Source organism: Saccharibacillus deserti (genome assembly GCF_013618475.1).
Classification (GTDB): Bacteria; Bacillota; Bacilli; order Paenibacillales; family Paenibacillaceae; genus Saccharibacillus; species Saccharibacillus deserti.
In genome coordinates, this window is sequence record NZ_JABJVN010000002.1 from 227,126 (window position 1) to 240,062 (window position 12,937).

A 12,937-nucleotide genomic window follows, 5' to 3' on the forward strand; every position below is an offset into this window, starting at 1 on the left:
TTTTACCGTAGAATCGGCGAAAAACCAAAGAGAGGCTGCATAAATTCGGGGGTTCGTTCCCAAAAGTCCAAATCCCCGTCCAAACAGCAGGCCCTATTTTCCCCGGAAAAGCCGGATCAAGGCTTCGCGGGACCTTCCCGGCGGTGGTTATTTGCGCAAAACAATGATAAACTTGAGCATGTGAGAACAAAAAAGAGAACAGAAGAGAATGCGGGAGGCGAGCGCTATCGAACCTTTACCGGATAAGGCGGCGTTTCGGCGCCGTATGGAACAGGTGAGAGCGGATTTGTCCGAATCGCTGCGCGCGCAGCAATCCGCCTTCGTCTGCCGGATGGCGGCGGATCGCCTGGAAGTCCTGCGCAGACGCAAAGGCCAACCCCTCGTGCTGCTCGGTTATCTGCCTTATCGGGGAGAGCTGGACCTGCGTCCTCTGCTTCAAGACTGCCGACGGCACGGGGATATCGTACTGGCGCCGCGGATCGACAAGACTTCGCGCCGCATGCGGCTTTTGGAGATCCGGCGGGCGCAGGACGAAGTTCCCGGCAGTTGGGGAATTCCCGAGCCGGCCGCCGATCTTCCCGAATGGCCGGAAAACAGGCTGGGCGGAATCGATGTCGTGCTCGTTCCCGGATTGGCATTCGATCCCGCGGGAGGACGAATCGGTTACGGAGGCGGCTTCTACGACCGGCTCCTGGAACGCTTCGGCGCTGCCGGAGCCAAGCCGGAGCTGTGGGCGCTCGCTTTTGACGGGCAGGTTGTGGATCAAGTGCCGATGGAACCGCACGACTTCCTGCTGGATCTTCTGATCGTGCCGGCGGGCATGACGAATATAACGGGCCGTGCCTGAAGAAGCGGCTTCGGCCGTATAGATGGGGAACGGAAAGCAAGAAGAGCGATGGATGAGAAGAGGTGACCTCATGCTGTGGAAAGTGGCAATCTTGACAGCCAGCGACAAGGGAGCACGGGGCGAGCGGGAGGATACGAGCGCGCAGGTGATCCGGGAGCTGGTGGAAGAAGAAGTAGGCGGAGAAATTATCGAGTACCGGATCGTGCCCGATGAATCGGACGAGATCGTTGCGGCATTGATCGAAATGACGGATTATTTCCAGGCGGATCTTGTGCTGACGACCGGAGGAACCGAGCTTGCGAACCGGGATGTGACGCCGGAAGCGACCAAGCGCGTCATCGAGCGGGAAGTACCGGGGATGGCCGAAGCGATGCGGATGAATGTCATGCAGAAGAATCGGGCAGCCATGCTGTTTCGCGGCATCTGCGGAATACGGGGCCGTTCGCTGATCGTCAATCTGCCGGGCACGCCCAAAGGCGTACACGAGAATTTGGCGGCGATCATGGATCAACTGCCGGAAGCGCTGCTGATGGTGACGGGGCAGTACCGGCAGTAGACGCAAGACCCGCAGCGCCGCCGGATCGCGGCGGCTTCGGGAGACCTTGGCCGATCCGGCGCGGACGGCACACAGGAAAGGCGACCCTGGAGAGCGGGGTGTCTTTTTTTGTGAGGGGGGACTTGAAATTTTGCGCAGAGACTAGTAATATAAGACTTGGCTGTTAGCACTAGACGTCGTCGAGTGCTAACGAAGAAATTTTGAGGCTTATCAATCTACCTTTACAAGGAGGCTATTTTTCATGATCAAACCGTTGGGTGAACGCGTACTCGTAGAACCGATTCAGCAGGAGGAAACGACTTCGTTCGGTATCGTGCTTCCGGACGCTTCGAAAGAAAAGCCGCAGGAAGGCAAAGTTATTGCCGTAGGCAGCGGGACCCTGAAAGACGGCGTCCGTACTCCGCTCGAAGTGAAGGAAGGCGACGTTGTCCTGTTCTCGAAATATGCAGGCACCGAAGTGAAATACGAAGGCAAAGAGTATCTGATTATGAAAGAAAGCGACATTCACGCCATTCTGGCTTAAGTGTCCCCTTACACATACGTTTTTGAACGAAAAATCGCAATTCCATATCCCAGGGAGGTTATTCGACAATGGCTAAAGAAATTCTGTTCGGAGAAGAAGCCCGTCGCTCGATGCTTCGCGGCGTAGATGCACTTGCAAATGCGGTAAAAGTAACGCTCGGTCCTAAAGGACGCAACGTGGTGCTGGAGAAAAAATTCGGCAGCCCGCTGATCACGAACGACGGCGTAACGATCGCGAAGGAAATCGAACTGGAAGACGCTTTTGAAAACATGGGCGCCCAGCTCGTCAAAGAAGTCGCAACGAAAACGAACGACGTAGCCGGCGACGGCACGACGACCGCTACCGTTCTGGCTCAAGCGATGATCCGCGAAGGTCTGAAGAACGTAACGGCAGGTGCGAACCCTATGGTTATCCGCAAAGGGATCGACAAAGCGGTCAAAGCCGCGGTTCTCGAACTGCAAAATATCGCGAAGCCTATCGAAGGCAAACAGTCGATCGCTCAGGTTGCGGCAATCTCCGCAGCCGACGAGGAAGTCGGCGAACTGATCGCCGAAGCGATGGAAAAAGTGGGCAAAGACGGCGTGATCACCGTTGAAGAATCCCGCGGATTCGCAACCGAACTGGAAGTCGTGGAAGGCATGCAGTTCGACCGCGGCTACATTTCCCCTTACATGATTACCGACACGGACAAGATGGAAGCGGTTCTCGACAACCCTTACATCCTGATTACCGACAAAAAAATCAGCACCACGCAGGAAATTCTGCCGCTGCTCGAGAAAATCGTTCAGCAGGGTCGCGCTCTCGTGATCGTGGCTGAAGATATCGAAGGCGAAGCGCTTCCTATGCTGGTCCTGAACAAACTGCGCGGAACATTCAACGCGGTTGCCGTCAAAGCTCCGGGCTTCGGCGACCGCCGCGAAGCGATGCTGCAGGATATCGCCGCTCTGACCGGTGGACAAGTGATCACCGAGAAGCTCGGTCTGGAACTGAAAGCGACGACGATCGAGCAGTTGGGTTCGGCTCGCCAGGTTCGCGTAACGAAAGAAAACACGACGATCGTGGACGGTGCCGGCGTGAAGACCGACATCGACGCTCGCGTGAACCAAATTCGTTCGCAGCTGGAAGAAACGACTTCCGAGTTCGACAAAGAAAAACTGCAGGAGCGTCTGGCTAAACTTGCCGGCGGCGTAGCGGTTGTCAAAGTGGGCGCGGCAACGGAAACCGAACTGAAAGAACGCAAACTGCGTATCGAAGACGCGCTGAACGCGACTCGCGCAGCCGTTGAAGAAGGTATCGTATCCGGCGGCGGCACGGCCCTGGTTAACGTATACAAAGCCGTAGCGGCTCTGACGGTAACCGGCGACGAAAGAACGGGCGTCAACATCGTTCTGCGCGCTCTGGAAGAACCGATCCGTACGATCGCGGCTAACGCCGGCGAAGAAGGTTCCGTAATCGTGGACCGTCTCAAAAAAGAAGAAGTGGGCATTGGCTACAACGCCGCTACCGGCGAATGGGTCAACATGTTCGAAGCGGGGATCGTCGATCCTGCGAAAGTGACGCGTTCCGCTCTGCAAAACGCGGCTTCCGTAGCGGCTATGTTCCTGACAACGGAATCCGTCATCGCCGACAAGCCAGAACCTGCCGGCGCTGCGGCTCCGGATATGGGCGGCATGGGCGGAATGGGCGGCATGATGTAAGCAAGGGCCTTCAGCCCCGGCTTCATCCGGCTCCGGCCGACCGATTTATCCGAATTTAACTTTTATTTAACGCAGGCCGCTTGGAGAGGTTTTCCTCTTCAAGCGGCCTGTTTTTGATAGGGATATACGAGGATTTAAACATAAAAAAAGTGCCCGCAGAGGCATCGTCTTGCTGTCTGCCCGGGCACTATTTACGTGATTTTCTTTCTCCAGATCCGTTTGACCGCCCATTGGGGCAGGGTGACGATTTCTTCATCGATATGGATATCGAACAACGACGAGTTTTTGGGGTTCCGGGTGCAAACTCCTTCATAAAATTCGCCGCTGACCGCATGTAATCGGACGGGTAACGAAATTTGAATTGCCTGATTTAGATTAATCAAAGCCATATTCTCCTCCTGCAATCATAATGACTATGTATACATACCACAAATCCGGCAAAAGGAAACAATTTTCCAGTTAGATTCGTCTTTTTTTGGAAAAAGAATTAAAGGAGAAACAAATCAAATTGATCTTATAGGAGCTGTATACCGCGTCATGAACCGATTATACGAATCTATGTCGGCACAGCTTCAGGAAGAGACGTCCCGTTTGGCACGATTGGTCGATGTACATCTCACGCAGGACGGTACGACCGCGGCACGGATTCCCGGGCTCTATCTTAACCGGTATTCCCGGCCCCAACCTTCCGAAGAGAAGCATACGATGTATTGGCCGACGGTAGGGCTCGCGGCGCAGGGCAGCAAGACGATCAGGATTGGCGAAGAAGTTTCGGAATACTCGGGTGCAAGGCTGCTGATCGCTCCGGTAGCGCTGCCGGTAGCTATCCGGACGGTGCAGGCAAGTCCTTCCGAACCTTTTCTGGGGGTAGGGGTGTATCTCGATCCGCAAAAGATTGCCGCGCTGGTTCCAAAAGTATATCCGAACGGACTGCCTGCAGTCGAAAAACGCAGAGCCAGCTACGTACTGGAAGCCGAACCGGCACTGATCGCCGCCATATCGCGCTTGGTCGCCTGCCTGGACGATTCCGAAGATGACGGTCTGCTGGTGTCCCTTGCCGAAGACGAGATTTTTATCCGGCTGCTGCGCAGTTCGGTTGGCGTGTATGTGGCCGAGACCGTATTGGCGGGATCCAGCGTACAGCGGGTCGCCAAAGCGATCGAGTGGCTGCGGACCCATTTTGCCGAATCGTTCAAAATTGCCGAATTGGCGGATCGGGTCCATCTGAGCGAATCGTCGTTCCGAGAGCATTTCAAATCGGTGACGGCCATGAGTCCGCTGCAGTATCAGAAAGCGCTCCGGCTTCAGGAAGCCCGGCGGCTGATGCTGTCCGGCGAACAGGAAGACGCCACCCGGGCCTGCCGGTTGGTCGGTTATGTCAGCGACTCGCAGTTTAGCCGCGATTACAGCCGGTTTTTCGGGAACCCGCCGAGCCGGGATCTTGCCAAGTGGAAGCGTCTGGGTTCTTCTTGAGTATCTTCGGCCTGAAACAGTAAGACCTGCCGCCTTCGTGCGTCAGGTCTTTTTGCGAGGTGAAGCCCGGCTGCGGTCTCCTCTGGGGATACAAGCGTCGAATCGGGCAATAAGAGGCTTGGAACAGTCAAACTTTCGCACGGGTTTCCTTCTATACTGGGCAGAGAATGAAGCGGTTCAACCGAAAAGTCTTTGTTCGACAAGGAGGAAATACGATGCGTATTGTGGTAACGGGAGCAAGCGGATTTATCGGATCGGCCGTCGTTGAAGAGCTGGTCGGGCACGGCCACGAGGTAATCGGACTGGTGCGTTCCCGGGAGGCGGCCGAGCATCTGAACGCAATCGGAGCCGCGGCCGTTCGGGGATCGGTCGAGGATACAAGGCTGTTGCGGACGGCGGCGGACAGAGCGGATGCCGTTGTGCATACGGCTTTTTTTCATAAGTTCTCGCATGCCGGTCTGCCGACGCGGCTGCGTATCGCGCTTGGGGGAAATCCCCGCAAAGCAGCGGCGAGATTCATGGCGGCTGCGACCGGGGCCGATCGGCGCGCCATCGAAACGTTCGGAGCAGCGCTGTCGGACCGGCAGGGAGCGCTCGTCATTGCCATGCCGACAATGACGCTCGGCCCCGGCAGATTGGGAACCGAAGAAGACGGCGGTGATCCGGAATCGGTCGGGGGCGGGCGCGTCGTATCGGAAAAAGCGCTGTTGGCGCAGGCCGAGCAGGGGGTAAGGGCTTCCCTGGTGCGGCTGCCGCCGATCGTGTACGGACAGGGGGACCGGGGAGGGCTGCTGCCTTCCTTGATTCGGATTGCCCGGACTCGCCAAGCTTCCGCTTATATCGACAAAGGGACCAACCGCTGGCCTGCCGTGCACCGGCTCGATGCGGCCCGATTGTTCCGGATGGCCGTTGAACAGGGAAATACGGGTGCCCGGTTCCACGCGATTGCGGAAGAAGGGCTGCCTTTTGCACAAATAGCGGAAGCGATCGGCCGGCAGGGAAATCTGCCCGTCCGATCGCTTGGCGCGGATCAGGCAGCGGCCCATTTCGGTTGGCTCGGTTCGTTTGCGGCCGCCGACAATCCGGTATCCGGTGCGCTGACGCAGAAACGGTTGGGCTGGACAGCGGCGCAGCCAGGGCTGCTGGACGAATTGAAGCAGGGGTATTATTTTACAGAGTGACATCTCCTCCTCAAGCTCTCCGGCTCAGCCGAAACCGCTCGGGGGTCGTCTGCTCCAGTTTGCGGAAACACTGAATAAAGTAGCTGCTCTGCGAAAATCCGGAAGCGGCCGCGATTTCTCTAACCGTGAGCGAGGAGGCGACCAGCAGATGTTTGGCATGCAGGACTCTCGACTCCAGCAGGTACGCGCTTGGGGTGCGGCCCATAAGCTGGTGGAATTTGCGGCTGAAGTAAGGCACGCTGTATCCCGTTTCGGCGGCGACTTCGCTCATCGACAGCGAGGCGTCGGTGCAGCGGCTGCGGATCCACTCGGCGGCCGCATGGATTCCGGGAATCGACGGGTCGCTGGGCATTGCAAGCGGAGAAGCCCGGTTGACGAGATGCAGCAGCAGTTCATACAGGCGCGCCGAAGCTTCCGCTTCCCGGTTAGGATCGAAAGACCGTCCGAGTTCCAGCAGTTCTTCCATGCAGGCATAAGCGCCGGACGGGTCGGACATCCGAAACAGCCAGGGTTCGCTTAATCCCCGGGCACCGAGCAGCCGATCCGCCGCAAGGCAGGAAAAGTGGATCCAGCGGATATCCCATGGATCGGCGAAACTCGAGGCATAACGTTGGGCCAATCCGGGTCCGTACAAAAATCCGCTGCCCGCACCCAGCTCGAATACATCGCCGCCGGACCAAACGGAGCCTCTGCCGCCCTGCACCAGATGCAGATTGTACAGACGGTTCAGCTGCAGGTCGCCGCTTCGCGCCGGCCGATCGACCGCATGCGACGGATGAGCTCTGTAACCGCCGGTAAAGTCCGGATAACAGAGCAGATGAGGGGAAGAAGGCGTAGGGAAGAAAAGATGTTCCTGCATGGTCGGACTCCTTTGGAAGAAGAAATAATTGCTATACGTGACGAAATTGTATCACTTGAATAAGGTTTATGAACATTCGGAATCGCAAAAAAGTGATATCTGCGCAAGAACCCGTTATATCGGATCGAACCGAACCCGCTTACAATACAGACAGGAGCCATCGCCCGGAATCGGCCAATCGCCGCAGGCGGATGACGCAAGTCGATCCGGGCAGGATCGGTATTCGACAACGAAAACGGAGGCAGATCTCTATGGGCAAATCGATTCATCTCAAACAGTTGGAACTGGGTGTATGCTATTATCCGGAACATTGGAAGGAAGAGCTGTGGGAAGACGACTTCAAGCGGATGCGCGAATTGAAGATGTCTACGATCCGCGTCGGCGAATTCGCATGGGCGCTGTTCGAACCGGAAGAAGGCGTGTTCGAGTTCGGACTGTTCGACCGGGCCCTGGATGCCGCGCATCGGCACGGACTCAAAGTGATTATGGGAACGCCTACGGCAACGCCGCCCGCCTGGCTGACGCACAAGTATCCCGAAGTGCTGAATGCCGCCCAGGACGGGACGATATACCGCCATGGCATGCGCCGACACTACAACTATAACAGTCCCAAGTACCGGGAACTCTGCGCCATCATTACCCGGGAAATGGCCGAGCATTTCAAAGATCATCCGGCGATTGTCGGCTGGCAGCTCGACAACGAATTCAACTGCGAGACCAGCGTCTTCCATGCCGAAGCCGACCATGCGGCGTTCCGCCGATGGGCACAGCGCAAGTATGCCACGCTGGAAGCTTTGAACGAAGCTTGGGGAACGGTGGTCTGGAGTCAGACTTATACCGATTGGGAACAGGTCTATCTGCCGCGCCCGACCGTCGCCGATTCGCCCAATCCGCATCTGGCGCTGGACGGGAAGCGGTTTATTTCGGACAGCGTGCTGGAATTCGCCCAGATCCAGGCCGACATTTTGCGCGAGGTCGCGCCGCAGCATGAGGTCACGACCAACGGCATGTTCGGGCATCTGGACAGTCATGCGCTGACGGACCAACTGTTGGACTATTTCTCGTACGATTCGTATCCGCAGTTCTCGACGATCTTTCCGAGTGCCGACGAGAAGCCGCTGCTCGACCGCAAATGGAGCCTCAATCTCAGCGCCGTGCGCGACGTCTCGCCGAACTTCTGCATCATGGAGCAGCAGGCGGGGCCGGGCGGTTGGGTAAACCGGATCGATATGCCTTCTCCGCGCCCGGGACAGATGCGGCTGTGGACATACCAATCGGTGCTGCACGGCGCCGATCGGGTCATGTATTTCCGCTGGCGCACGGCGACGGTCGGCACGGAAATCTATTGGCACGGCCTAAACGATTACCATAATCGCCCCAACCGGAGAGTACGCGAAGCGGCGCAGGTCGGACGGGAATTCGCGGCGGTCGGAGCAAAAATAGCGGGAAGCACGTATCAGGCAAAAGTGGCGATCCTGCGCGATTACGACAATGAGTGGGACGGCGAGTTCGATGTCTGGCACGGACCGCTGACCGCCCGCAGCACCAATGCCTGGTACAAGCAGCTGCAGTATCGGCATATTCCGGCAGATATGGTGTACCTTCGCCGGGAATCCGGCGAGGAACTGGAGCGGCTGAGTCGGTATGAGCTGCTGGTTTATCCCCATGCCGCGATTCTGACAGAGCAGACGGCCGAGCTGTTAACGGCTTATGTCGAAGGCGGCGGCAAGCTGATCTTCGGTGCCCGGACCGGGTACAAAGACGAACGCGGACACTGCCGGATGCAGCCTTTTCCGGGACCGGCTGCGCAGCTGTGCGGCATTACGGTGGAAGACTTCACATTGATCAAAGGCACAGTCCAAGCCCCGGCGCTGCGCTGGACGAAAAACGGTGAATCCAGAGAAACTTTTGCGGAAGATTTCAACGATATTTTGAATGTGGAAGATCCGGCGGTGGAAGTGATGGCGGAATACGCGGAAGACTATTACGCGGGTCGGCCCGCTTTGACAAAGCGCAGACAAGGGCGGGGCGAAGCGTGGTATTACGGAGCCGCCTTCAGCGAACCGGTCGTGGACACGATCCTCGATCTGCTCAACATTCAGGCACCGACCGCAGACTGGCTGACCGTGTCGGAGCAGGTCGAGATCGGAATCCGGGCCAATGGACAAGGAAGTTATGTCTTCCTGCTTAATTACGGAGCCGATGCCGCAAGCATTGTGCTGAGCGAACCGCGTAACGACCTGCTGAGCGGAACAAAGATTGAAGGGGCGGGCGAGATTCCGGCTTACGGCGTCCTGATTCTCGAGTAAAAGAAAAGCCTTTTTCCGAAGTTAAAACGGAGGAAGGCTTTTTTGGTGTTCGAAAAAGTTAACTTTTATTTAAGCCAAAGTCCGCTATAGTTATAGAAGAGAACGGTCCCCTAAAGATCCATTTCTGAAAAATGATGTTACAACCCGATCAAATAAAGGTATTGAGATAGAGAAGGAAAGCGAAAGGTAGATGCCGATGAGCGGAACAGAAAGAAACGGATCCCAACAGCCTCGAAGCCCGATTTCGCGAGAAACGAAGCAGCTATACCGCTCTTTGTACGCTTACAGCAGCGACGCTGTCTTCCTGCTGGACGCCGATGGACGGATTGTAGAACTTAATCCAAGCGCAGAGCGGGTAAGCGGCTACAGTGCGCAGGAACTGCAGCAGGTAAAATTCAGTGAATTTCTTCTGCCTGAAGATGTGCCGATAGCAAGAAGAAAGCTTCGAACCGTGCTGACAGAGCATCATCCCGAAGAGATCGATCTTTCGTTCCGCTCGAAACCGGGCGGTTTGGTGATGGTTCATGCGAAAGCAGTCCCTATTCTCACAAACGGAACGGTGGTCGGTATTCTCGGTATTTCGCAGGACGTCACGGAGCAGGCCCAAGCCGTTCAGATTCTCGATGCGCAGAGCCGCGTCCTGGAGATGATCGCCAAGTCAACCCCGCTGGAAGAAACGCTGGACAAGCTGCTGAGGATGGCCGAATACCAGACGGGAGCCAAATGTTCGATCCGGCGGTACGACCAGGACGTCAAAGCGCTGTTCAACTTGGCGGCTCCAAGCCTGCCGGAAAGTTATCTGCAGGCGATCGAAGGCATGGAAGCGGGAGAAAGGGGAGGGGCATGCGGGGCGGCCGTCTCGCGCAAAGAAATTGTCGCCGTCGAAGATATCGAGCGAAGCCAACTTTGGGAAAGGCACAGGGATATTGCGCTCAAGCATAATCTTCGGGCCAGCTGGTCGCTCCCCATGATCGACAGCGAAGGCGAAGTGCTCGGAACCTTTGCCATGTATTATGGAGAAAAACGTCTGCCTACGGAAAAAGAGATCGAACTGACCCGCAGGACCTGTTATTTGGCGATTCTGGCCATTGAACAGAACCGCTCCAATACGATCATTTATCGGATGGCTTATCACGACAGTTTGACCGGCCTGCCGAACCGCCGCTATTTTCAGGAAAAACTGGGCGAATCGATTCGGAGAGCACACAACGGAGATTCAAAACTTGCCGTGTTGTATCTCGATCTGGATCGTTTCAAAATGGTGAACGATTCTCTGGGTCATGGAGCGGGAGACATCCTGCTGGTCGAAATCGCCCGCCGCTTGAGCGACTCGCTGGGCCCGGAAAAATTTCTGGCGAGGCAGGGAGGCGACGAGTTCGTTGTGCTGCTGATCGACGAACAGGTGCCCGAGGCGGAAGGCGTAGCCCGGCATATTCTGGATACGTTTGTCCGTCCGTTTGAAGTAAGCGGATATGAGCTTTTTATTACGCCCAGTATCGGGATCAGTCTGTATCCCGAACACGGCGCCGATCCGTCGGCACTGCTGCAGAATGCCGACGCGGCCATGTACGCGGCCAAAGATGCGGGCAAAGATACGTACGCGCTCTCGAAACCACAGAACGAAGCCCAGGACGGAGCCCGTATTCTGCTCGAAAACGACCTGCGCAAATCGCTTGAACGCGGCGAGCTTTATTTGTTCTACCAACCGCAGGTCTCGCTCTTTCCGATCCGGCGGATCGGCGCGGAAGCCCTGCTGCGCTGGCATCGGGGGTACAGCGAGTGGGTCTCGCCGGCAGATTTTATTCCGCTTGCCGAAGAGACGGGGCTTATTCTCCAGATTGGCGAGTGGGTGCTTCGGACCGCCTGCACCCAAGGGAAGAAATGGATCGACTGCGGCTACGAGCCGTTTATCATGGCGGTGAACCTGTCGCCGAGACAGTTCCGGCAGCCGGGGCTGGTCGAGATGATTCGAAGCATTTTGCAGGAAACCGGTTATCCGCCGGAGTATCTGGAGCTGGAGATCACGGAAGGCATGACGCTGGACGTGGAGTCCGCTTCCGGCAAAATGCGGCAGCTGCGCGATCTGGGTGCCCAAATCTCGATCGACGATTTTGGGACCGGTTACAGCTCGTTGAATTACCTCAAGCGGCTGCCGATCAGCCGTTTGAAAGTCGACCGGTCTTTCGTCCGGGATATCGAGAGCGATTCGGGCGACCGGGATATCGTCAAAGCGATTATCGCCATGGCCCACAATCTGAAGATCACGGTCATCGCCGAAGGCGTAGAGAACGAGGAACAGCTTGCTTTTCTTGAAGAAAACGGCTGTGACGAGATTCAGGGATATCTGTTCGGACGTCCGGTTCCGCCGGATGAATTCGAGCGGGGGATGAGTGTGCAGAAAGTACCCAAGCAGTGAGGGGAAGCAGGAAGTCCAGCAATCAACGGGCAGTTATTATACGCAGCAGGCAAAACGAAAACCGGCACGTAAACGTCCGGGTTTTTCGGATCGGAAAATCGCACATACACCAAAAAATCGGCTGCAATATTCTGCGCAGCAGCATCTTGTCGCGCTTACCCAACAGCTTCATCAGTTCGCTGCCGAGAAGCATAAACGGCTTTCGCAGATCCCGGTCCCCATAACTGCAGTAGGTCGGCGCGTCGATATTGATTTCGCACACGAATCTCCGATCGTCGAGGCACACCTGACTTGCGGCAGAGCCTCCGTAGGAGCGGCCGGTAATGCCGATTTCCAAATCCAGTCTGCCCGCAAACAGGGAAGCCGGCGTTTGCTTGTTCAATTTTTCCAGCATGTCGGCGATAAAGATATTGTCGTCGGCCCAGATTCGGATAGGGTTTCAGACTTTCGTGGATTTGAAATCGTTGGGAAATTCGGCCGCACTCGATTCGTAAGGATGACCAACGGAAACGACGATATAGCCCCGGATGGCCAGATCGCAGCAAAGCACGACATTTTGCATCATGTGGCTGGAAGTAAGCATAAGAAAAACATGAATTTAAAGCTGCAGTGCAATTTAAAATGATATATTAGGTAAGTACAAGAACTCCTCGCGCCTCTTCACATTGTGAAAGCGGACCTCGAGGAGTCTTTTTTTTGTACAAAAAAATAAAAAATGCTAAATAAGTTTCTTTAGAGTAAAATAATAAATAATTATTCTAAAGGATTGGGGATTAATTTTATGCAAGAAAAAACAACTGTAAGTCCTGAGTTATCAACCGAGTACAGACAAATGAAATCTTTTAAAATAATGAAGCTCATGAAATCGTGTGCGCCCTAGAATAAGTGATTTTAGAATACTAATTAGGCCCAAATCAGGGCTGACGATAATAAAACCTTATTTGCAAACATGCTTACTGTGAAAAATCTGCTTGAATTTCAAAGAGGCTGTAAAGTTGAATGGAATGTTTTTATGGATAAATTAAGTGCGGAAATCGAGGAGCATTCAGAATTGATCCAGTTGAAAAAGATTGGTT

At 55.5% G+C, this 12,937-nt stretch carries 11 protein-coding genes; 9 read left to right on the plus strand and 2 right to left on the minus strand.

Annotated features, from left to right (window positions below):
- The first annotated feature begins 208 nt into the window (after positions 1-208).
- The 4 genes from HOP44_RS07085 (at position 209) to groL (ending at position 3,623) form a co-directional block, all read left to right on the plus strand.
- On the plus strand, positions 209-847 hold the full coding sequence (locus HOP44_RS07085; protein ID WP_281367778.1) for a 5-formyltetrahydrofolate cyclo-ligase: 639 nt from the start codon (positions 209-211) through the stop codon (positions 845-847).
- A gap of 70 nt (positions 848-917) precedes the next feature.
- Positions 918-1,403, plus strand: a complete 486-nt coding sequence (locus tag HOP44_RS07090; protein ID WP_172199660.1) for a MogA/MoaB family molybdenum cofactor biosynthesis protein — start codon at positions 918-920, stop codon at positions 1,401-1,403.
- A gap of 241 nt (positions 1,404-1,644) precedes the next feature.
- On the plus strand, positions 1,645-1,926 hold the full coding sequence (groES, locus tag HOP44_RS07095; RefSeq protein WP_172199662.1) for a co-chaperone GroES: 282 nt from the start codon (positions 1,645-1,647) through the stop codon (positions 1,924-1,926).
- A 68-nt stretch (positions 1,927-1,994) separates the two neighbouring features.
- Positions 1,995-3,623 (plus strand): chaperonin GroEL, encoded by a 1,629-nt coding sequence (groL, locus tag HOP44_RS07100; RefSeq protein ID WP_172251942.1) that lies wholly within the window; start codon positions 1,995-1,997, stop codon positions 3,621-3,623.
- Positions 3,624-3,814: 191 nt separating this feature from the next.
- On the opposite strand, the gene HOP44_RS07105 is transcribed toward groL, so the two are convergent.
- The gene (locus tag HOP44_RS07105) at positions 3,815-4,012 is read right to left on the minus strand and encodes a hypothetical protein (RefSeq protein WP_172251943.1); all 198 of its coding nucleotides are present in this window, start codon (positions 4,010-4,012) and stop codon (positions 3,815-3,817) included.
- Positions 4,013-4,160: 148 nt separating this feature from the next.
- On the opposite strand from HOP44_RS07105, the gene HOP44_RS07110 reads away from it, so the two are divergent.
- Both HOP44_RS07110 and HOP44_RS07115 read left to right on the plus strand, forming a co-directional pair.
- Positions 4,161-5,096: an AraC family transcriptional regulator gene (locus HOP44_RS07110; protein WP_172251944.1), complete on the plus strand. Its 936-nt coding sequence runs from the start codon at positions 4,161-4,163 to the stop codon at positions 5,094-5,096.
- Between the two features lie 215 nt (positions 5,097-5,311).
- Positions 5,312-6,277, plus strand: coding sequence for an SDR family oxidoreductase (locus tag HOP44_RS07115; protein WP_172251945.1), 966 nt, complete (start codon positions 5,312-5,314; stop codon positions 6,275-6,277).
- Positions 6,278-6,287: 10 nt separating this feature from the next.
- Here the strand turns inward: HOP44_RS07115 and HOP44_RS07120 are convergent, their stop codons facing one another.
- The gene (locus tag HOP44_RS07120) at positions 6,288-7,136 is read right to left on the minus strand and encodes a helix-turn-helix transcriptional regulator (protein ID WP_172251946.1); all 849 of its coding nucleotides are present in this window, start codon (positions 7,134-7,136) and stop codon (positions 6,288-6,290) included.
- A gap of 251 nt (positions 7,137-7,387) precedes the next feature.
- On the opposite strand from HOP44_RS07120, the gene HOP44_RS07125 reads away from it, so the two are divergent.
- The 3 genes from HOP44_RS07125 (at position 7,388) to HOP44_RS07135 (ending at position 12,486) form a co-directional block, all read left to right on the plus strand.
- Entirely contained in the window at positions 7,388-9,445 is a 2,058-nt protein-coding gene (locus HOP44_RS07125) for a beta-galactosidase (protein ID WP_172251948.1), read from the plus strand.
- 196 nt (positions 9,446-9,641) lie between these two features.
- A complete protein-coding gene (locus tag HOP44_RS07130) occupies positions 9,642-11,861 on the plus strand; it encodes a sensor domain-containing protein (RefSeq protein ID WP_281367779.1) in 2,220 nt (739 codons plus the stop codon).
- A complete protein-coding gene (locus tag HOP44_RS07135) occupies positions 11,836-12,486 on the plus strand; it encodes a hypothetical protein (protein ID WP_172251952.1) in 651 nt (216 codons plus the stop codon). The genes HOP44_RS07130 and HOP44_RS07135 overlap by 26 nt, the downstream gene beginning before the upstream one ends.
- Positions 12,487-12,937: the final 451 nt, after the last annotated feature.